The following is a 20,530-nucleotide window of genomic DNA, read 5'->3' as shown; positions in this document are numbered from 1 at the left end:
GAGTTTATTGTTTTTTGGGCGCAGCCTTGGGCGCCGGAGAAATCACCAGTCCGGTCGCACAGAGATCCTCGATGGGCTGGCCGGGCTTGTATTCCAACTTTTTTGGCGGCGCGCAGCCTTTTTCGCGCGTCAGCAGACTGGGTTTGCCGACTTCTTCAATGTCCGCTTGCGCGGCGATAGGCGCCAATTCCGTTTTCATTTTTTCAAACGCAGCCGTCTGAACGACGAGGTTTTCCTTCTTCGGCAGAAACAGAATCTCTCGCTGCGCATCCACCATCCGGCGATAAAACGGAGGATGAGTGCGGAACCAGCTGGCGCTATTCACGTAGCCCGCGTGCGTGGCCATTTTGTCAAAAAAGCGCGTAAACCCTGTGGGATCGTATCCGGCATTCCACGCGTACTGCACGCCGAGCTGATCCGCTTCGAGTTCGTAATCCCGGCTGACGCCCAGCAGCTTCAGGTCGATCATCATTCCGAGTCCGTAAAATCCATACTGCAATGCATACGCCAGGCCGATTCCCGCGGCGCCGCCCGTCAGTACAATCGCTCCGATTTGCGCAACCTGATAAAAAATGCCGGCAACCGTGGCGCGCTTCATCAATTTATTGCTGTGCCGCGCCACATCATGTGAGACTTCATGCGCCAGCACGCCCGCCAGTTCCGACTCGTCGTCGGCTTCTTCCAGCAGGCCGCGCTCGACGAAAAGGTATCCGCCCGGCAGTGCGAAGGCATTCACTTCGCGCGATTGCAGCACGGTCACGTGCAGCGGCAGCTTCCAGTCGGAATGGCGCGCGATATCCTGCGCAACTCCATTCACATAATCTTGTATCGCTTTGTCGGGCAGCTCCGGTGGCAGGAGTCCCTTTTGATGCAGTTCGCGTACAGCATCCTCGCCGACGCGGATATCGTCCTGCGGATTGACAGCGATTGTGCGGAAACCGATGTCTTTGATGTCTCCCCAGCGCCGCTCGTTATAGGCGCCGCTCGCAAGCTGCTGCTCGATGAGCGCGTGTGCCGCGGGCCAGTTTTCGATGATGTCCAGTTTCGCGGCGAGATTGTCATACGCAGTGGGGATGGCCTGTTGCGAGAGAACCTGCGCTTCGCTCTTCAATAAATCGAGATTCTGAATCCGGCAATGCATATCTTTTCGCTCGGCTTCGCTGATCTTCGCCGTGGTCTGCTTCAATTGCTTCTGTGCATCGTTGATCTGGTTGTCGTAATTCTTGGCGTGGCTTTTGAAGCGCTTCACGCACGCCGCTTTGCCGTTGGTGAGCGCCATGCGCTGGTTTTTGATCTCCGCTGCCGTGAAATGCAGCTCCGGCGCGACAGTGAAAATGTCGAGATACGATTTGTCGAGGTAGCTTCGCAGCGGAAGTTTTGCCGGAGCCGTGCTTGGCGCTTGCTGCTTGCAATACGCAGCCTGTGAAAGTGCCGGCATTAGAATCAGCAGCCCGGAAAGAATCGATACGAGGGATTTTCTCGCCCAGCCATTCGCGCGATTCATCGCATGCCTCCCCCCAGTCGGCTTTCGAAAGTCTATTCTTCTGTGCGTACGCACATCAGTGACTCATATCACAGGCAGTTGTGATGGAGCTGATTATCTGTTTTGTGGATCGTGGCCTCTTTCGGCGTTTTTCCGATGTACTCGCCAACGCCGCTCGCTCCCACGCGCTTCCGGCTCGCCTCTTTTGCCACAATTCCTCCTCATTTCAGCTTCCTTCTTTGAGCCGCTTGCCATAGCGCAGAACGAACGCAATCAGCCCGGCAAGGGGGCCGATTACGGAGACGAGCAGAAACATCACTTTCTGTCCGCCGGGGTCGCCGAGCAATTTCAGCTTCAGAAGCAGCAGGCTGAGCGCACCGCCCGCGCAGCCGCCGCCAACGACAAACAAAAATAAATATACGAGCAGCGAAAACGATTTACCCGTGCGAATTCGCTTCACCGGTTCTCTGCGCCAGCCTTTCACTTTGTGCGCTTTCCCGGAGCAGCCGTCGTTTGTCCATTCAGCGCGAAAATGGATTTCGCTGCCGGAGGCAGGTTTCCCATGTGCGAAAGAAATGTCACTGCGTCCCAAATCTCGTCGTCGCGCAGCACATTTTTCCATCCCGGCATGCCTGTCCAGCGGATTCCATGCGCCGTGATGTAGTAGTTCTGATAAGCCGGCATGTCCGGCGCATCCTCGGCGAACTGCGGCGCCGGGGGATTGAGCGTATCCGCCAGCGGCGAGCGCGTATGCACCGGATCGCCATGGCACATCGCGCAATGCTCCAGATAAATCGTGGCGCCGTGCACCAGATTCGCTTCTGTCGGCGGGCGGGGATTCGTCAAGTGCGGCGCGCTGCGATCCACGCTTTCATCCAGTGCATGCATCGCCAGCCGCGTCTCCGTAGCGGAAGGTTGCTGATCCGCGCGCATGTCCATACGCCCCGTCTCGGCAACGTAAAGTCCCGCGCCAATTGCGACGAAAAGTGTCACCAGCACTCCGAGCATAAAACCCTTCATCGCACCCTCCGATCAATGTCTGCTGGGACGGCTTTTCCCTGCGATTTGATTCCGTTGCTTGCGCAAATCCCCGCCCATCATACATCAAGACAAAACAGCAGACGTCCCGAGCGGTTAAGGGATGGTCTATTGTACGCAAGGACAGTTTGCTTTTGGATACCAGGACTCGAAACCGCGTTTGAATGTCCCCTTTCTTGTCTTACGCTATTGGCAGGCGAATTTCCTGGCGAAGTCCATGCCAGGACGATGTGGCCGGAACCTGGGGTGAGCCTGACCGGCCAGCACCTTAAGCATAGGTGCAACTCAAAGAATATAGGGGAGATACATGATGAAGAAGCTCATTTGGATAGCCCTTGCCTTCTGCCTGGTGGCCATGACTTCGCATGCGCAGGATGTGCCCAAGGCGGACGTAGCCTTCGGTTATTCGTACCTGCACGTCAATGGCTCAAACGGCGCGTCTGGCCTGAACACAAACGGGTTTAGCGGTTCGGCAGCCTACAACATTACCAGCATGTTCGGCGTCGTTGGCGATTTCGGCGTCTATCACGGGACGGAAAGCGGAGTCGGCCTGACGTTCGAGTCGTATATGTTTGGACCTCGCGTTTCGTTCCGCTCGAGTGATAGGTTCGTGCCGTTCGTTCAGGCGTTGTTCGGCGGCGCCCATCAAAACTCCATCACTTCCGGAGGCGTCACCGTCCCGGGAAGCAGCAACTTTGCCTATAGCTTTGGTGGCGGTACAGACATAGGCATCGCCAAAGACGGCAAAATCGCGCTACGACCGCAGTTTGATTATGTTGGTGTCAATACGAGCGGCTCCCAAACCAAGACCGAACGCGTCACCATTAGCATCGTTTTCAACCTCGGCCAGAAGTAAGACCTTCCGCTTCAGTTCATAGCAAAACTTAGGGCAGGGAATTCGGGCCGGCGCAGTCAGCCGGCCCGGACACCCACCCGCTTCGCCATGCCCCAATGTGCGAAAAATGGCGTTCTAAAATACCCGAAAATATCACTTGCATTATGCAAGTGACATTGCTAGAGTCTCGCCCGTGCCAACGAACCAATCCAGCCCGAAATCCAAGCCTCCGGCTTCAGCGTATTCTTATTCGGAGCATCGTTCGGGCTGCCCGGTGAACATCTCCCTCGAACTTGTCGGCGACCGCTGGTCGCTGCTCATCGTTCGTGACGTCATGGTTCGCGCCTATCACAGCTTCAAGCAATTCCAGCAATCCGGCGAAGGCATCGCCACGAATATTTTGACCGATCGCCTCCGCAAGCTTCAGGCGGGTGGCATCCTCGTTGCCGAGCCTGATCCGGCCGATGGCCGCCGCGTCGGTTATTACCTCACGGAGAAGGGAATCGACCTCGCGCCCGTCATCCTGGATCTCCTCGTTTGGGCCACAAATCACGAACATACCGGCGCGGCCTCGGAATTGGTGACGAAAATGGCCGAAAATCGCAGCGCGGTCATCGCCGAAGTTCGCCGCCGCTGGCGCGCGCGCGATCCCGTAGGATTTTTGCCGAGCTTCGTGGCTGCCGCCGCCGGGACCTTGCAGTTTGAGAGCCGCGATGCGAAGCCCCGCACCATCCGGTGGCCATGGGGATTGAATGTGCAAGCCGATCGTTCCCAGCAGGGTTTTCCTCTGTGGCTCGTGCGAAATCCATACGAGGGAGGCGCGGCGACCCCGCAATACGGACACGCATGATTTTTACGGAATCGAAAGAATTCTGTAATCGAAATGCAACACGAGAAGGGAATCTAGGTTGAAGTTTTCCGAAGGGAACTGCGGTGATAGAATCCAGCGCACGCTCCCGCGCGTAACCGCGAGATTCCCGTATGGAGGACTGGCGGCTCCGGCTTTCGAAGTGAAGCTGATCGCCGGGCATTCCGGAAGATCTTGAGAAAAAAAACGAATAAGGAGAAGAGACCATGGAAACGAAACCGACGCACGAGCAGGCGCAACTTCAATTGAAACTTTACGATTTGCGCCGCGAAGAGCGGTTGCGCAAGGCGCGCGACTGGTTCTTCAAGAATTTCTTCGCAGAGACGCTTGACGATGCCATGAAAATCGCCCCGATGGGTTCTGAACAGGGCGCGTTTTTCATGATGGTGGTCAGCTATTGGGACCAGGCCTGCGCGATGCTGAACCACGGTCTGCTCAACGAAGATCTGTTTTTTGAAACCACCGGCGAATTTGTCGGCGTGTGGGAACGCATCAAGCCCACCATTCCGGAGGCGCGTCAGCGTTTTGCGAACAAGCAGTTTGTCGCGCATTTGGAGAAAGCGGCGGAACGCTTCGAAGCTTGGAGCGAGAAGCGCACGCCGGGGCAGATGGCTGCGATGCGTCAGATGATGAAGATGATGCAACCGCAGCAAGCTGGAGCAGCGAAAGCTTAGCTTTGCGCATCAACGTAAGCTGCAACTGAAGTCTGCGCGCCTTGCTGGGGGCAGGGATGCGAGAAGGGTCTGCTTTTTGTGGGGCCCAAAACCACATCTCAAAGGAGAAACACATTGACCCCCAGTATAATCAGGGCGATTGCATGTTTTTCGTTATTGGCGGGTCTGGGCGCGGCGATGCCGGTTCGCGCCCAGAATTCCAAAACGCCGTATCCGAACATGGCTCCGATCAGCCAGTACATGATGGCGGACCGCAACGCCGAAATCGCTCTGGCGCGCACCGCCGCGCCGGAGTCCATCTCCCGCGACGCAGAGATTTTGGTCCTCGGTGCGCATGGTTACGAGACTGCCGTCAAAGGCACGAATGGTTTCGTGTGTGTGGTAGAGCGATCATGGAGGGGACCGTTTGGCGACCCGGAGTTCTGGAATCCAAAAATTCGCGCTCCGATCTGCTACAACCCGCCCGCCGCGCGATCCATTCTACCTGCCATGGAGAAGAGGCAAGAGATGCTCTTGGCTGGGCTGTCCAAGAACCAGGTGATCCGGCGCATCGAAGCCGCGTTCGACAAGAAAGAACTGTCCACTCCGGAAACTGCTTCGATGTGCTATATGATGTCGAAAGAAGCGTACGACGGCGATCACAAGCGCCCGCTATCCCATCTGATGTTTGAAGTTCCGCCCATGGACGGCGCGACCTGGGGCGCCGGTCTACCTGACTCCCCGGTCATACAAGGGTGGCAAGATGTATCTCAAGGTGCCCCCGAGCCGATGACGGAGTTTATCGTTCCCGTGGCTAAGTGGTCGGACGGAACACCTGCGGAGGGCAACCAATGAGTCGAAAGCAATTTACCGCAACGGTTCTCCTGATTTTGGCTTTGGTCCTTGCGTTCGCGACACCTCAGGGAACGCAGGGACAAGACAACAATGGTCCGTATCCAAAGATGGCGCCGATCAGCCAGTACATGATGGCGGATCGCGACGCCGAAATCGCTCTGGCGCGCACCGCCGCGCCGGAGTCCATCTCCCGCGACGCCGAGATTTTGGTTCTCGGTGCGCATGGCTATGAAACTGCCGTTAAAGGCACGAATGGTTTCGTATGCCTGGTGGAACGATCTTGGGGGGCCGGCTATGCCAGCGCCGAGTTTTGGAATCCCAAGAATCGCAGCCCAGACTGCTACAATCCGCCGGCCGCGCGGTCCATGCTTCCGCTGCTTCTGAAGAGGACCGAGCTGGTTTTGGCTGGCGATTCAAAAGAACAAATCATGGCGGGAGAAAAGGCCTTCGGCACCAAAGGAGTGCCCGCTCTCGAGCCGGGAGCCATGTGCTACATGATGTCTAAGGAAGCGTATCTGACCGATCAGGGCAACCACAACCTGGCCCACTTGATGTTTTTCGTTCCGAAAGGCACCGCTTGGGGCGAAAGTCTGGCTGGATCGCCGGTTCAGATGCTTCGACCAGATGTTCCGGGCGCTCCCATCCCCGTAAGCTTATACATCATTGCTACGCCAGTGTGGTCGGACGGAACGTCGGCAGTCTCAGAGTAACGCTGGAAGTGCTGGAATAGCTTTTCTCCGTGACGGAATTTGGAAGTAACGGCCGAAGTGATTAGTGTAGCTGCAAGAGCGCAGTCAAAAAATTGCGAAGGAGCGAGTGATGAGCAAAGTTCGAGTTCTGGTGGGGACGCGCAAGGGCGCATTCGTCTGCTTGGCGGATGGCAAACGCGACAAGTGGGAAATCAGCGGCCCGTTCTTTGCCGGCTGGCCGGTCTTTCACATGAAAGGTTCGCCCGTGGACCCGAATCGTATCTTCGCGTCGCAGGTCAGCGATTGGTTCGGCCAGATCATTGAGCGCTCCGATGATGGCGGCAAGACCTGGATTCAGCCCGGCACTCCTCCCGGCCAGAAGAATGTCGACGAGCACGGCTTCGCGAAAGGCGAGAGCAACAAATTCGTCTACGACACTTCCGCCGAAACCGGCAAGCCGCTCACCACGCATCAGTGGTACGACGGCACGCAGCATCCCTGGGAATTCAAGCGCGTCTGGCATCTCGAGCCTTCGCTCACCGAGCGCGACGTGGTTTACGCCGGCATCGAAGACGCCGCGCTATTCCGGTCCGGCGATGCGGGAAAATCTTGGCAGGAACTTTCCGGCTTGCGCGGCCACGGTACAGGCCCGAAATGGCAGCCCGGCGCTGGCGGCATGTGCCTGCACACGGTGATTCTCGATCCCAGCAATCCCAAGCGCATTGTTATCGCCATTTCCGCTGCGGGCGCGTTTCGGACCGATGATGGCGGCAAAACCTGGAAGCCGATCAACAAGGGCTTGCGCTCGAATTATCTTCCCGATCCCGGCGCGGAGATCGGCCACTGCGTTCATCATATCGCTATGCATCCCAAGCGCCCGGGAATGCTGTTCATGCAGAAACACTGGGACGTGATGCGCTCAAACGACGCCGGCGACAACTGGACCGAAGTCAGCGGCAATTTGCCCACGGATTTCGGCTTCGTCATTGACGTCCACGCGCACGAACCGGAGACGATTTATGTCGTGCCCATCAAGAGCGATGGCGAGCATTTCCCGCTTGATGGCAAGCTGCGCGTTTACCGCAGCCGGACTGGCGGAAACGAATGGGAAGAGTTGACGAAGGGTCTCCCGCAGCGCGATTGCTACGTCAACGTGCTCCGCGACGCCATGGCCGTGGACACGCTCGATAAATGCGGCATCTACTTCGGCACCACCGGCGGGCAGGTGTACGTTTCTCCCGATGGCGGCGATAACTGGAGCGCCATCGCCCACGATCTTCCCGCCGTGCTTTCAGTGGAGGTGCAAACTCTGGCGTAGCGCGCCGGAAGCAGCGCACACTTCGGCTGGGGCGGTATGCAAAGCAGAACAGGGATTCAGTAGGGAAATGGGGTAGAGAAAGAGAAAAAGTAAAATGGTGCAATGCAAATCGAAGTGCAGCAGGATATTCGCAATCGCCATTTGTGGAATCACGGGTTTGCTTTTCGCGCTGGCTCCGCGGGCGGCGCAAGCGCAAAATTCCCAGCCGCAATATCCCCGCATGGCTCCCGTTTCCGAATATTTGATGAACCGTGACGCGGAGATTGCTTTGGCGCGCAGCGGCGCGCCGGAATCGATTTCGCGCGATGCGACGATCCTCGTTCTCGGCCGCCACGGCTACGAAACCGCCATCACAGGCACGAATGGCTTCGTCTGTTTCGTCGAACGTGGTTTTGGAGCGCCGTTCGATTTGCCGGAATTTTGGAGTCCGAAAGTTCACGGCGCCAACTGCATCAATCCGCCTGCGGTGCGTTCTGTTCTGCCCATCATCCGCGAAAAAACCGAATTGCTCATGGCCGGCAAATCAAGAGCAGAAGTCGTCGCCGCGCTCAGCGCCTCCTTCGCCAAGAAGGAATTTCCCGCCTTGGAGCCAGGCGCGCTGAGCTACATGATGGGCAAAGGCTCGTACCTTACGGATAAGGGGAAACACAACGCTCCCCATCTGATGTTTTACACCGCGTCAGACGACGCTTCTTGGGGCGCAAATGCGGCCGGCTCCCCGATTGGAAGCATTTCCTTCTGGGATTTATCCGATCACGCGTATCCTCGGCTCAAGGAGCTGCCCGTGATTAATGTTTTCCCTATCAGCACGCGAAGGTGGTCGGACGGAACATTCGCAATTCCTAAGGGATAATTGGGGCAACAGAATCGAAGCAGAGAAGGAGCAAACGATGCAACTCATCGCGCACGTGAATTTCAACGGTAATTGCGAAGAGGCATTCAATCTCTACGCGCAGGCCCTCGGCGGCAAAATCCAGTCCATCAGTCGCTATTCCGACGCGCCCGGCCGGCAGGATGTCCCGCCGGAGTGGGGGAGCAAGGTCATGCACGTCATGCTCGTCGCCGGCGATCAGACGCTTATGGGCTGCGACGCGCCTCCGTCGCATTACCACACGCCCGCCGGAATTATTGTCACGATTCAACTCAACGACATTGCCGCCACCGAGCGCATCTACAATGCCCTCACCGAAGGCGCGAAGATCAGCATGCCGCTGCAGGAGACGTTCTGGTCCCCGCGCTTCGGCATGTTCACGGATCGCTTCGGCATTCCCTGGATGGTGAATTGCCGGCAGGTCGCGCAGCAATCCGCGTGATGCGATGAGTTCGCAGCCGCACGCAACGGCTCGTTCGACGGTCACCGTCGCGCTTCCCGCGCATCTGCGCACGCTCGCGCACGTCAATGGCGATCTGAAGCTCGAAGTTCAAGGCCCGGTCACGCTGCGCTCTGTCCTCGACGCCATCGAGGCGCGCTATCCCATGCTGCAAGGCACGATTCGCGACCACGCCACGCACGAGCGCCGTGCCTACGTCCGCTTTTTCGCTTGCGCCCAGGATTATTCGCACGTGTCTCAGGATACGCCGCTGCCAGAAGCCGTCGCATCTGGCGCGGAACCGTTTCTTGTCATCGGCGCCATCGCCGGCGGCTAGCAGGATAGTGCAGATAGGAGTAAGGGCATGTCAATTCTCTACGATCTGAAAGTCGCGACGCGGTCGCTGTCTCGCGCTCGCGCGTTATGGCTCACCGTAGCCGTCACTCTGGCCCTCGGCATCGGCGCGAACTCCGCCATCTTCACGGTGGTTCGCGGCGTCCTCCTCCGGCCGCTGGCCAATCGCGACGAAGACCATCTGCTCTACATTCGCCAGAGCGCTCCCGGCATGGGCGTCGAGAACGCCACCTTCTCCATTCCCGAAATTCAGGATATCGGTGCGCGCCTCAAGACCATCAAGGAGTTTGGTACTTTCTCTGAGATCGACTTCACCGTCCTCGGTCTTGGCGAAGCGCGCGAGGTTCACGCCGGCGTCGTCGACGGCAATTATTTCGACGTCATGGGCCTGCATCCTGTTCTCGGTCGCCTGCTTGGTCCCGGCGATGATGGCCCCAACGCCGCCGGCGCCGTTGTGCTGACGTATCGTTTCTGGACCACGGATCTGCATTCCGATCCTTCCGTGCTCGGCAAGACCGTCCGCCTCGGCAGCATCCAGGGAACGCGCTCGGCGACCATCATCGGCGTCCTCCAGCCTTCCGTGCCGTACCCGGTGGAAACGCAGCTCATCGCCAACATCGTCACCAGCCCGCATCATCTTTCGGCCACCATGGTTCAGGGCCGCGAGCATCGCATGACGGAAGTCTTTGGCCGCCTCGCCCCGGGCTCCACGCTCGATGCCGCGCGCGTCGAACTTCGCGTCGTCTATGGCGCCATGCTGTCCGCGCATCCTGAGGTGTACAAGTCGCAAGACCAGTGGCAAATCGGCGCCACGCTCATGCACGACCAGATCAACTCGCGCGCGGAGACCATCCTGTGGATTTTGTTCGCGGCTTCCGGTCTGCTCTTTATCATCGCTGGCTCCAACGTCGCCAATCTGATTCTCGCGCGCACCGTGCGCCGCGAATCCGAAATCGCCATCCGCTCCGCGCTCGGCGCGTCCACAGCTGCGCTGCGCCGTTCGCTGCTGGCGGAAAGCCTGCTCCTGTGCGGCAGCGGAGCGCTTCTGGGTGTGATTATCGCCGCGCCGATGGCCAGGATCCTCGCGCGCTATGCGGCGCGTTTTTCCGTGCGGGCGATCGACATGCCCATTGATTTCAGCCTCGTGTGGATGGGAGTCGGCCTCGCGCTGATTGCTGCCGTTTTTCTCGCATTTGTTCCGCGCCTTCCGTCTGGCGATTCCTCGCGCGGCTTCAGCCTCTCGACGAATGGCACGCGCGTCACCGGCGGAAGCAAGCGCCGCCTGCGCATTTTTGCTGTGACGCAGATCGCCGCCTCGTTTCTCTTGCTCGCCGGAGCCGGCGCGCTGCTGCGCACTCTCCTGAAACTCGAAAAAACGCAGCCTCCCTTCGAGACCGCGCACGTCCTCGCCGTGGATTTGCCGGTGATGACCGAGGGCCGCACGCCGGATCAGGTGCGCGATTTTTATCGCCGCGTGCAGACTCAGGTCAGCGAGCTTCCCGGCGTCGTCAGCGCCTCCCAGGGCTTCGGCGTTCCGTGGCGTGACACCAACGCCCTGCAAATCAAATTTCAATTTGCCGTCGAAGGCGCCACGCGCGAAAACGGCCAGGAAGATTTGCGCGCGAACTTCCGCTCCATCGCGCCCGGCTATTTTCAGACTCTCGGCGTGCCCATCATCGAAGGCCGCGATTTCAATGCCAGCGATCGCGAAGGCGCCGAGCCTGTGGTCATCGTCAGCAAAAGCATCGCCGATCAGTTATTTCCCGGCGAAGACGCGCTCAATCATCAACTGCGCTGGACTGACGGCGTGATGAAATTCATCGGCATCGCCTACGCGCCGCGCCGCATCATCGGCGTCGTTCCGGATTTCGACGATGAAAACATCATTCCCATGCCTTCGATGACCGTCTATCAGCCCGCCGATCAGGAAGGCTGGGCGGGCCGCCTCTTCGTGCGCACCAAGGGCGATCCTTACGCCCTCGTTCCCACGCTCACGCAGATGATTCATCAGATGTCCTACAACCAGCCCGTCGAGCAGGCCAGCACGCTGCAGGATATTCGCACCCAGGTGATGTCGCCGGATCGCTTGAACGCCCTTGTCTTCGGAGGCTTCGCCGGTCTCGCGCTTTTGATTTCCATCGTTGGCGTCGCCGGCGTTCTGGCTTTCTCGGTCAGCGGACGCACGCGCGAATTCGGCATCCGCATCGCCTTGGGCGCGCATCCGCGCAGGATTTTGACGAACGTCCTGTGGGAAGGCGTGGTCATCGCCTGCCTCGGTGTTGCGGCGGGGTTTCTGCTGGGCTTCGGCCTCGAGCGCATCCTCGGCAATGCCGTCGCCCAATTGGAATCGCCTGGCGCCGTGCCTCTCATTCTTTCCTCCGCCGTGATTCTGGCCGCTGCGGCGCTGGCCTGCGCGGTTCCGGCCATGCGCGCCGCCGCCGTGGATCCCGTGCAAGCCTTGCGCTCCGAATAATCGCCGCGCTGCTTCTCGCGCTACGCCCGGCGGCCTGACGCACAATTCCGTCCCGTCAGTTGGCTTGGCGTATCGTTTCTGAGGATTTTGCAACGCGCTGCGCGGCACCTACGCGCGTCCGCGGCCAAGGAAATACCGGATCAGCGAAAATCCGCCGGTGACCGGCAAAAGAAACACCTGTCTCCAGAGCGACCCGCGCTCGCGGCTTTGTTCGTGCACGCGCTCCGAGCGCGATTTTTCGTTGGCCACCATCATCAGGGCGTACTTGGCGAAGTCCACGCCGCAGGCGTCGCATGTCCCGCCGTGCCGTTGCGAAACGCCGCAGGCCGGGCATTTATAGCGCAGCGTCATGTGGCAGCGGCGGCAGAACTGCTCCGTATCCGGATTCTGCGCCTTGCATTTGGGGCATTCCATGTTCCGATTCTACCGCGCCCGCCGCGCCGCTTTGCTCTTCCCATCGCGCCGTGTGCCGCTTGCGCGAACTGTCCTTCCGGTCAGGCGTTCCATCGACGCCCGCCGGCGTTACCGATAGAGCATCGCGCCTGAAATAGCAGGACGTCTCTATATAGTGTTCCTATATACTCGCCTCATGATCAGCGCAAACATCAAACGCGGCAGCGCCGAGCTGGCGATTCTTTCCGTTCTCGCCGAGCGCCCGCTGCACGGCTACGAAATCGCGCGCCGCATCGAGCGCCAGACGCATGGCGCATTGCGTTTCACTTTGGCTTCGCTCTATCCGCTGCTCTATCGCATGGAATCGCGCGGCTGGCTCAAGGCTGCCTGGGAAGAAACGCCCGCGGGACGCGCGCGCCGTTATTACCGTCTCGCGGCCAGTGGACGCCGGAAACTCGCGCCGCTGCGCAAAGAATGGCGCGAACTTTTCCGTGCTCTCGGCCGTCTCGCGGAGGCTCACCATGCCTGATTCGCGCTGCGATTGGCACGAAGAAACAACGCGCTTGCTCTCGGACACGAGATTCTCCGCCGCCGAGCGCGAGGAAATTTCCCGCGAGCTCGGCGACCATCTCGAGGATTTGTACGAATCTTCACGCCGCGACGGTTTCGATGACTCCGCCGCGGGCGATCGCGCTTTGGCTGAACTGCACGAAGACGCGAGGCTCGGCTTGCATCTCCGCCGCGCCCGCAAGGAGAACCCCATGAACCTCAATGACGACACGAAACGTTTTTGGCTCCCCGGAATGGCCATGCTCTTTGCCAGCGCCGCCCTGCTGGGCATGTTTCAAATCGCCGGCCTTCGTCCGCACCTCACCACGATCTCAATTTACGGAGGCCCAACCGATGCTCGCGCCGTCTATTGGCCGTTGATCTTCTATTATCCGTGGCTCTGCATTCTTCCATTTCTGGGCGCAGCGGGCGGCTATTGGTCGCGCCGCGTGGGAGGCAGCAGCGCAGTACAAGCCGCCGGACGGTTCTTCTCGACTTTCGTTTTTCTCGCTGTTTTCATGATCGTCTTACAGTTCGCAAACGTGCTCGGTGGCATGAACGGCGGAGTCCCGTTGGGCAAGACGCTCATTCCCGACGGCGCTGGCGTGATCTTGAGCTGGGTGGTCATTCCGGGGCTTGCGCTGCTCGTCGGAGTTCTGCCGTTTTTGCGCGGCAATGCTCAGCGCGAGGCCGCTTAAGGAGTGGCGCGAACTTTTCCGCGCGCGGCCGTCTCGCGGAGTTGCGCGGCCTTTGATTTTCGTTGTCATTCCGAACCTGGTCGCCCACTGTTGGCGAACGTCGGTGAGGAATCTGCAGTTTCGTGCGGTGGCGAGTTTGCGAGAGCTGACCTGGGGCCCTTCGCGAGCCTTCCGTTCACTCGGCGTCGGCTCGCTGACCACCGGTCACGGACAACCGGCCACTGCGCTTGTCTACAACTTCATTCCCGGGCCGCAGATCTGCAGATCGTAATCGTTGATGTCGCGCACGTGAAAACTATCCTGCGTGTCCGGACGCGGATTCAGCCCGCGGCGTTTCAGCTCGGCTTCGACAGCCTCGCGATTCCAGTTCTCGATCGTGTATGCGATGTGATCGATCCCCGCCGTATGCGACACGCGATCCTTCATGTTTCGCGGAATCAGCACCGATTCTCCAAAGCGCATGTAGCACTGCGTCCCATCATCGTTGTGGGGCTCCATTCCGAGCAAATCGGCGTAGAAGTCGCGCGTCTTCGCATAATCGTCGCATTGGTACGAAATATGATTCACGGAGGCGGCCTTGAAGCCGGTGCCACTCGCGGCCGCTGGTGCCGCGCCAACGCTTGTCGCGCCAATCGTCGTGCTCGTCGTAGCTGCAGCGCACAGCACAGCGAGGCCGCGAATCAGTTCGCGCCGCGATGTTTTCCCGCACGTATAATCCTCGACCATTCGCGAAATAATTTGCTCCATTGTCTCTCCTTAGATCGCGCGGGCACAGCCCCTCGAAGCCTTAGCTTCTCGGCGCAGTGGTTTGCTGATCACTGAACACCGGCCCCTGTCTTTCACTTCTGCGGCGTCCGCTCAAAAATCCTGCGAAGCTTCCTGCACATTGGGGTACATCCCGATGACCTTATGCACCTGCGTCAGCTTGAACACGCCATCGAGCATGCCGCTCGCGCCCGCAACGCGCAAATCGCCGCCGGATTTCTTGAGCCTTGTAAAGGACTTCACCACCTGTCCCACTCCGGCGCTGTCAATTAAGCGAACTTCGCTGAGGTCCAGAATGACGCGCTTTTGTCCTTGCGCGATCAGCGCCTCAACATGCCTGTCAATCAGCACGCAGTCCGCGCCCATCAGCAGCCGTCCGGAGATTTCGATGGCCACTACGCCCGGTGCAATCTGTCTGTTCTTGCAAATAATGCGCACGCTTTCCATCAGTCGCCCTCGTATGGGAATTGGCGGATCATTCGCAGGCAATCGCCCAGCGCTGCGAGAACCGTATCGCCCCAACCGGAAGGAATCACCGCGGCGGTCTTTTGATTGACCGCCTTATCCGCCTGCGCAAAAAAACGCGCCGCCTGTCCCGGAGGAGGCACAGCAAATTCGCGCAGCGTAATGCGAAAAAGGACCTCTGCGCTGCCTTGCCGTTTTTTCATGGTGAAGACGCGCTGCTCGCTCAATTCCTCCGCGCGGTTTTCCTGTGCATAGTGCCAGTCGCTCACGTGCTCTCCTTTGGCAGATTCCCGCTTGCGCCGCTGGCTCTCATCGCTCTTGCGCGGAAGCTATTTTCTCAACGCGAAAAACTGATTGAACGGATTCTGAATCTCCAGCCGATCGAACTGCCGGAAGCCGGCTTCGCGCGCCAGCGCCCGCGCGCCTTGTTCTCCGATCACCGTGCCCAATCCGGCGCCATTATACGCCAGTGAGACGGTCATGCAGTGCATCGGGCTGATCGAGTGGAACACCTTGCCCACCGGATTGCGATTCTCATGCGCGTTTGCCGAGGCATTCGGTTCCGACCACACATACACGCCGTCGTCGGCAAGCGCCCCATAGATCGCTTTCAGAGTGGCCTTGGGGTCCACCATGTCGTGAATGCAATCGAAGCTGCAGATCAAATCGAATTTCTTTCCTGCCGGAATTTCATGCGCTCCCGCGCGCAGAAACTCGGCATTTTCAAGCTTCGCGTTTTTGGCCAGCGTTTTGGCGCGCTCGATGCTCGGCGCATGATAATCAATTCCCAGCACGCGCGATTTTGGATACGCCTTGGCCATGGCAATCGTGGATTGCCCCGCGCCGCAGCCCACATCTGCAATCGTCGCGCCGCGTTCGAGCTTCGCCACCAGCCCGGGCACCGTCGGCAGCCACATCGAAGTCAGAAAATTGACGTACCCCGGACGGAAAAAGCGCTCGATGGCGTGCGGAATTTCTTCGCCGATTTCCGAGTAGGGAATTCCCCCGCCTTTTTGAAACGCCTCGACGATCTTCGCAATGTTGCAAATCGAAGGTGTCGTGAAATGAAATGCGCCGCCGACGAAAAGCGGGCTGTCTTCGTTGGCCAGCACGAAGGCTTGCTCTTCGCTCATTCGGTACATGTCCGTCGTGTCGTCGTATTCGATATATTCCGACGCCACCATGGCTCGCAGCCATTCGCGGACATAGCGTTCGTTCAGTTGCGTCCGCGCCGCGAGGTTCGCGCTGCGCATCGGGCCGGCGCCCGCCATGGCCTTGAACAGCCCCAGTCGGTCGCCCACATATCCCATCGCCATTGTGAACGCGCCGCCCATGTCGCCCACAACGCGAAACGCCATTTCTTCTGCTTTCTTCGGATTCATGCGCCCCTCCGTCATAAAGATTTGTCCCCGTGAAAATCTTGTTTCATCCCCTGGGCAGGCCGCGAGGCAGCGTTGTCGCATCTCTTGGCGCTGCAATTCGCCGCCGAGTTGCCATTTTGTTTTGAAAAAAACCGGCTAACCCCGATCCACAACTTGGAATGGTCTGTGAGAAAGCGCTCCCAGGATTGTCGCAGTGTACTGGTAGCAAGCGCGACTGTCAAACGACAGAAGAGTTCGCGAAACGTTCGTTTCGCCGTGCGTTCTGCTTCAGGAATTTCGTGTTCGTCCCGCCTTGCCCTGAGGGCAGTCAAAGCGTTGCCTTTCTCCGTTTAGCGGCTGCCATTGACCGCTGTTTTCGCCTCCTCACCACTCATCACTTGTCACACGTCAGCGCCTTCCGCTACACTCCGCCGCGCGCTCCAGTGCCGTTTGGTTGTCATCCCGAACCCGGTCGCGTGGCCGCGGCAAGCGGCAAACGTGAAAAAGGCGCGAATGGTGGTGAGGCCTGCTCGCCTGGGCGAGCTTGCCCGCCGCGGCGGGGACCTGCTTTTGCTTTGGCTGTTAACTGGCTTCGCGAGGGACTTTTTCTTTGCACATAGCCAACTCATCTTCCGCAGGCATCGCCAGCCGCACTCGCCGCCAGATTGCCGCGCATCTGCTGCCATTCCTATTCGCTCTCTACATCGTCAATTACGTGGACCGCACCAGCGTCGCCTACGCCGCCCTCGGCATGACCAGCGACCTCGGCTTCAGCGACCGCGTCTTCGGCCTCGGCGCCGGCATTTTCTTCCTTAGCTACGTCGCGCTGCAAATCCCCGGCGCCATGCTCGTCGAACATTGGAGCGCCCGTCGCCTCATCGCCGCGGTGATGATCTCCTGGGGTTCGCTCACTGCGCTCACGGGACTGGTGCACAACGCGCCGCAGCTTTACGCCGCGCGTCTGCTGCTCGGCGCCGCCGAAGCCGCCTTTTTCCCCGGCGTCATTGTCTACTTCAGCCATTGGTTCAGCCGCGAAGACCGTGGCAAAGCCACCGGCTATTTCATGTCCGCGATTCCGATCTCTCAGGCGCTGGCTTCGCCGCTCGCGGGCTGGATTGTCGGCCATTCATTTTTCGGTTTGCAGGGATGGCGCTGGCTTTTCATTCTCGAAGGAGCGCCCGCGGTCATTCTCGGCGCCGTCGCATATTTTTATCTCCACGACCGCCCGCACGAAGCCCACTGGCTCGCTCCCGTCGGCCGGCAGTGGATCGAACAAAAACTCGAAACTGAGCGCCTCGAGACTCACCACGCCATGCCCGTCATGCAAGCGCTGCGCTCTTCCGTCGTTTTGCTTTTGGCGGCCGGCGCGTTTCTCAACTATTTTGTCGCCTACGGATTTTATTTCTGGTTTCCCACCATGCTGAAGCGCCAATCGTCGCTCTCCGACGTCGGCGTCGGCCTCGTCGGCATGATTCCGTATCTCGCGATGTTCGCGGCCATGGTCCTGAATGGCGGGCATTCCGACAGGCGCATGGAGCGCCGCTGGCACTGCGCCATTCCGATGCTCATCGCTGCGGTGGGAGCGCTGGGCATCGTCGCCAATTTTCGCCCGCTGCCCGTGATCGTTTTCTTCTTCACTCTCATCGCTTGCAGCAACGCGTTTCTTCCCACGTTCTGGGCCTTGCCGACGTCTCTGCTCAGCCGTTCCGCCGCGGCCGCTTCCGTCGGACTCATCAACGCCGTCGCGTCCGTCGCCGGCTTCGCCGCTCCGTATTTGCTCGGCTATCTGAGCACGCGCACTGGCTCGTTCGCCTCCGGAATGGTTTGCATCGCTGCCGCCGCAGTCCTTTGCGTCCTGCTGATTCTGCGCGTCCCCAAATCCGCGCCCGCGCAAACTTTGTGAACTCTAATCGCCAGAGGCATGAAATTAGAATCGCCCGTAACTCATAGAAAACAAACCCTCGCGCCATTTCTAATCGCCACATTTCGCGCGTTTTTTGCGTTCCGCGCACGGCCCATCCTTTGCTCCTTGCGTATATCGCTTTTCTCGTAGGGGCGGGGCTTGCCCCGCCCGGGCGGGCGATCCGCCACATCGCGAAGCCTGTCACAGGAGCTTGGTCCGCACACCAACGTGCGCAGCCAAGGGCAGGGAATTGCTCGCCGCGCGAGGCTTTCTGCGCGGCGTCACATTGCGGCGCTAGTAGTGCGGCAGGTTGCCTTTCGCCGCTACGCCTCCGGCCAGATTGAATGACGGCGGCGCAGCCAGGAAAATTTCGCCCGTGCCCGGCGCAGAGGCGCTTCCCGTCGTCGAAAATGTCGCATACCCTCCGCCGCCCGCCACGCCGAAATCGCCCGTGAGGGCATTGCCATTCGCATCCGCGGAAATCAGCGTGGTCGTCGCTGGGCACGATGCTGGCGGCAGGCAAATATTCAAGGCGTAAACTTGCTGTCCCGCGACGCCCGTGAGCAGCGGCGCGAGCGACGTAAACACCGTCTCCGTTTCCGACACCGCCGGATTCGAGCTGTTGCCGTTCCCCGGATTTCCATTCGCGTCCACGGAAAGCAGAAAATTCCCCGAAGGCGCGCACCCAATCGTCGCTGGCAGATTCAGGCACACATTCACGCCGAGAATCTGCTGATTCGCCGAGGGCTTCGGCAGCAAATTCCCCGCGCTTGTCGCATACGCTACGAAGATTCCTGTTTCGTCCGTGGCCGCGGGCGTCACGCTGTCGCTCGTGCCCGGCTTATTGCCTGCGTCGCCCGAGACAAGAACGGTCATCGGAACGCACGGCGCTTGCATAAACGGTTCGCCTTCGATGCACGTCGAGCGCACATACACCTGCTGCGCGCCATTCGCCAGAACTCCCGGCGTGATGTGGTCGGCCAGCGAATCGAACGCCACGGCGATTCCCAGCGGATCAATCGAAGGCGCCGTCGAATTGTTGTCGCCCGCCGCGCCTGTTGCATCCGTCGAAAATAATTGCAGCCCCGCCGTGCAGCCGCTCACCGCACCATTTGCTCCATTGCAGCTCTGGTAGAGATAAATCTGCGGCGTGCCCGGCACGGAACTCGAAATCAGATTCGTCGCCGACGATTGAAACGCGATAAAAAATCCAAACGAGCTGATCGAAGGATTCGTGCTCGGCGCATTTCCCGCCGCGCCGCCGCTCGCCGCGCTGACCAGCGTCAGCACCGGCTTGCAGCCCTGTACCGCGCCGAAAATGTTGTTGCACGTGTCGTAGAGATAGATTTGTTCCACCGGCTGCGTCGCGCCGGAGACCAGGTTCGTATCGTCGCTTTCGAAAACGACAAACCGCCCATCCGGCGAAATCGCCGGCCGGTCGCTGCCAACAAGTCCTCCGGCTCCCGGCCCGCCCGCCCCCGCCGAAATCAGCGTCAGTTGCGGCTTGCATCCGGCGCCAGCCCCCGCACAATTCTGCTGCAAATAAACTTGCGAAAGCCCATTCGTCGCGCCGCTCACCAGATTCGTTGCCGTCGAATCAAACGCCACAAACACGCCGCCGTCCGACACGGATGAATGCGTGCTCGGCGCATTTCCCGGCGTGCCGCCGCTCGCCGATTGCGCAATGGGATATTGTCCTGAGCTTCCCGCCGGAGTAACGAGCAAACTCGTTGTCGCCGTTCCTCCGCCGAGTGCCAGCGGATTCTCCACCGTCACGGGAACCGTTCCCGCCGTCGCCACCATGGACGCCGGAATGCTCACCGTAATCGAGCAGGCGGTCACGATGTTGCACGTCACAGGTCCGTTGGGCACGATCGGCGGATTCGTCTTGCTCGCCGCGCCCATTTGCACAACGACGCTGGGCGCCACGTTCATCACCGTCAGCGTCAGTGGAAAGCTCGCCGCGCCCGCTGTCACCGCCAGCGGCGCCGCCGTCAGGATTTGCGGCGAGGTCACACCGAACGTCGCGTTCTGCGAATTCACGGAATTCGTCGAAACGTTCACCTGCACCGGGCCTGCCGTGTTCACGTCCCCAGGGGGGACCGTAACCAGCAGCGTCACCAGGCAATTCGTGCCGGATGGGCATGGTTCCACCAGCACGCCGGTCGGCGTCAGCACGTCCGCGCCGAAATCAACGTTCGTTCCGCCGTTCACATTTGTGCCGGAAATCGAAAGCGTGAATTGCCCGTATCCGGCCGGCACGGACGCCGGAGACATCTGCACAATCGTCGGCACCGGATTGGGGTTCCCGCCGCAGCCCCATAGGACCAGGCACAGCGCCAGAATCGCTCCGCGCACGATGCCTTTTTTGACCACGCTTTCCCCCATTCCGTGTTCCTCCGGGTCCTGCGCCGCGCGATCGCTGCGGCTCTTTCGGATTCGCTTCTGCCCCGATTCAGACGGAAACGGCTCGCACTGAATTGGCTTTAGCATTATACGTATGCGCGGCGCGGCGGCAAG

General features: G+C 59.7%; 23 protein-coding genes. 13 read left to right on the top strand and 10 right to left on the bottom strand.

Going from position 1 to position 20,530, the window contains the following annotated elements; genetic code table 11:
* Positions 1 to 4: 4 nt before the first annotated feature.
* The 4 genes from VGR81_00905 to VGR81_00890 all read right to left on the bottom strand — a co-directional run bounded on the left by VGR81_00905 (position 5) and on the right by VGR81_00890 (position 2,503).
* A complete protein-coding gene (locus VGR81_00905; protein ID HEV2287492.1) occupies positions 5 to 1,504 on the bottom strand; it encodes a M48 family metalloprotease in 1,500 nt (499 codons plus the stop codon).
* Positions 1,505 to 1,572: 68 nt separating this feature from the next.
* Positions 1,573 to 1,695, bottom strand: coding sequence for a hypothetical protein (locus VGR81_00900; protein ID HEV2287491.1), 123 nt, complete (start codon positions 1,693 to 1,695; stop codon positions 1,573 to 1,575).
* A 14-nt stretch (positions 1,696 to 1,709) separates the two neighbouring features.
* Positions 1,710 to 1,943: a hypothetical protein gene (locus VGR81_00895; protein HEV2287490.1), complete on the bottom strand. Its 234-nt coding sequence runs from the start codon at positions 1,941 to 1,943 to the stop codon at positions 1,710 to 1,712.
* A gap of 20 nt (positions 1,944 to 1,963) precedes the next feature.
* On the bottom strand, positions 1,964 to 2,503 hold the full coding sequence (locus VGR81_00890; GenBank protein ID HEV2287489.1) for a cytochrome c: 540 nt from the start codon (positions 2,501 to 2,503) through the stop codon (positions 1,964 to 1,966).
* Between the two features lie 325 nt (positions 2,504 to 2,828).
* Between VGR81_00890 and VGR81_00885 the strand changes: the two genes are divergently transcribed.
* The 10 genes from VGR81_00885 (at position 2,829) to VGR81_00840 (ending at position 11,876) form a co-directional block, all read left to right on the top strand.
* Complete coding sequence (locus VGR81_00885; protein ID HEV2287488.1) at positions 2,829 to 3,377, top strand: outer membrane beta-barrel protein; 549 nt, start codon at positions 2,829 to 2,831, stop codon at positions 3,375 to 3,377.
* A gap of 172 nt (positions 3,378 to 3,549) precedes the next feature.
* Positions 3,550 to 4,206: a helix-turn-helix domain-containing protein gene (locus VGR81_00880; protein ID HEV2287487.1), complete on the top strand. Its 657-nt coding sequence runs from the start codon at positions 3,550 to 3,552 to the stop codon at positions 4,204 to 4,206.
* Positions 4,207 to 4,484: 278 nt separating this feature from the next.
* Positions 4,485 to 4,898, top strand: a complete 414-nt coding sequence (locus VGR81_00875) for a hypothetical protein (protein HEV2287486.1) — start codon at positions 4,485 to 4,487, stop codon at positions 4,896 to 4,898.
* A gap of 177 nt (positions 4,899 to 5,075) precedes the next feature.
* A complete protein-coding gene (locus tag VGR81_00870) occupies positions 5,076 to 5,732 on the top strand; it encodes a hypothetical protein (protein ID HEV2287485.1) in 657 nt (218 codons plus the stop codon).
* The gene (locus VGR81_00865; protein HEV2287484.1) at positions 5,729 to 6,442 is read left to right on the top strand and encodes a hypothetical protein; all 714 of its coding nucleotides are present in this window, start codon (positions 5,729 to 5,731) and stop codon (positions 6,440 to 6,442) included. The genes VGR81_00870 and VGR81_00865 overlap by 4 nt, the downstream gene beginning before the upstream one ends.
* A gap of 109 nt (positions 6,443 to 6,551) precedes the next feature.
* Complete coding sequence (locus VGR81_00860) at positions 6,552 to 7,739, top strand: hypothetical protein (GenBank protein HEV2287483.1); 1,188 nt, start codon at positions 6,552 to 6,554, stop codon at positions 7,737 to 7,739.
* A 220-nt stretch (positions 7,740 to 7,959) separates the two neighbouring features.
* Positions 7,960 to 8,592 carry a hypothetical protein gene (locus VGR81_00855; GenBank protein HEV2287482.1) on the top strand — a complete coding sequence of 211 codons (633 nt, stop codon included), beginning with the start codon at positions 7,960 to 7,962 and terminating at the stop codon, positions 8,590 to 8,592.
* Positions 8,593 to 8,629: 37 nt separating this feature from the next.
* Positions 8,630 to 9,052 carry a VOC family protein gene (locus VGR81_00850; protein ID HEV2287481.1) on the top strand — a complete coding sequence of 141 codons (423 nt, stop codon included), beginning with the start codon at positions 8,630 to 8,632 and terminating at the stop codon, positions 9,050 to 9,052.
* Positions 9,053 to 9,056: 4 nt separating this feature from the next.
* Positions 9,057 to 9,386: a MoaD/ThiS family protein gene (locus VGR81_00845; protein ID HEV2287480.1), complete on the top strand. Its 330-nt coding sequence runs from the start codon at positions 9,057 to 9,059 to the stop codon at positions 9,384 to 9,386.
* Between the two features lie 27 nt (positions 9,387 to 9,413).
* Positions 9,414 to 11,876, top strand: coding sequence for an ADOP family duplicated permease (locus tag VGR81_00840; protein HEV2287479.1), 2,463 nt, complete (start codon positions 9,414 to 9,416; stop codon positions 11,874 to 11,876).
* A 108-nt stretch (positions 11,877 to 11,984) separates the two neighbouring features.
* On the opposite strand, the gene VGR81_00835 is transcribed toward VGR81_00840, so the two are convergent.
* Positions 11,985 to 12,290: a zinc ribbon domain-containing protein gene (locus VGR81_00835; protein HEV2287478.1), complete on the bottom strand. Its 306-nt coding sequence runs from the start codon at positions 12,288 to 12,290 to the stop codon at positions 11,985 to 11,987.
* 175 nt (positions 12,291 to 12,465) lie between these two features.
* Between VGR81_00835 and VGR81_00830 the strand changes: the two genes are divergently transcribed.
* Positions 12,466 to 12,798: a helix-turn-helix transcriptional regulator gene (locus VGR81_00830; protein ID HEV2287477.1), complete on the top strand. Its 333-nt coding sequence runs from the start codon at positions 12,466 to 12,468 to the stop codon at positions 12,796 to 12,798.
* Positions 12,791 to 13,516 (top strand): hypothetical protein, encoded by a 726-nt coding sequence (locus VGR81_00825; protein HEV2287476.1) that lies wholly within the window; start codon positions 12,791 to 12,793, stop codon positions 13,514 to 13,516. The genes VGR81_00830 and VGR81_00825 overlap by 8 nt, the downstream gene beginning before the upstream one ends.
* A gap of 231 nt (positions 13,517 to 13,747) precedes the next feature.
* Here the strand turns inward: VGR81_00825 and VGR81_00820 are convergent, their stop codons facing one another.
* The 4 genes from VGR81_00820 to VGR81_00805 form a co-directional block, all read right to left on the bottom strand.
* Positions 13,748 to 14,263: a VOC family protein gene (locus VGR81_00820; protein HEV2287475.1), complete on the bottom strand. Its 516-nt coding sequence runs from the start codon at positions 14,261 to 14,263 to the stop codon at positions 13,748 to 13,750.
* 111 nt (positions 14,264 to 14,374) lie between these two features.
* Positions 14,375 to 14,728, bottom strand: a complete 354-nt coding sequence (locus VGR81_00815; protein ID HEV2287474.1) for an STAS domain-containing protein — start codon at positions 14,726 to 14,728, stop codon at positions 14,375 to 14,377.
* Complete coding sequence (locus VGR81_00810) at positions 14,728 to 15,015, bottom strand: hypothetical protein (GenBank protein ID HEV2287473.1); 288 nt, start codon at positions 15,013 to 15,015, stop codon at positions 14,728 to 14,730. Before VGR81_00810 ends, VGR81_00815 begins: the two co-directional genes overlap by 1 nt.
* A 60-nt stretch (positions 15,016 to 15,075) precedes the next feature.
* Complete coding sequence (locus tag VGR81_00805) at positions 15,076 to 16,128, bottom strand: class I SAM-dependent methyltransferase (GenBank protein ID HEV2287472.1); 1,053 nt, start codon at positions 16,126 to 16,128, stop codon at positions 15,076 to 15,078.
* A 589-nt stretch (positions 16,129 to 16,717) separates the two neighbouring features.
* On the opposite strand from VGR81_00805, the gene VGR81_00800 reads away from it, so the two are divergent.
* Complete coding sequence (locus tag VGR81_00800) at positions 16,718 to 18,010, top strand: MFS transporter (GenBank protein HEV2287471.1); 1,293 nt, start codon at positions 16,718 to 16,720, stop codon at positions 18,008 to 18,010.
* A 294-nt stretch (positions 18,011 to 18,304) separates the two neighbouring features.
* Here the strand turns inward: VGR81_00800 and VGR81_00795 are convergent, their stop codons facing one another.
* Complete coding sequence (locus VGR81_00795) at positions 18,305 to 20,398, bottom strand: hypothetical protein (protein ID HEV2287470.1); 2,094 nt, start codon at positions 20,396 to 20,398, stop codon at positions 18,305 to 18,307.
* Positions 20,399 to 20,530 lie beyond the last annotated feature (132 nt).

This window comes from Candidatus Acidiferrales bacterium, assembly GCA_035934015.1.
Taxonomy (GTDB): domain Bacteria; phylum Acidobacteriota; class Terriglobia; order Acidiferrales; family UBA7541; genus DAHUXN01.
Note: the sequence above shows the minus strand (reverse complement) of the source record. Positions and strands in the feature narration are given on the sequence as shown.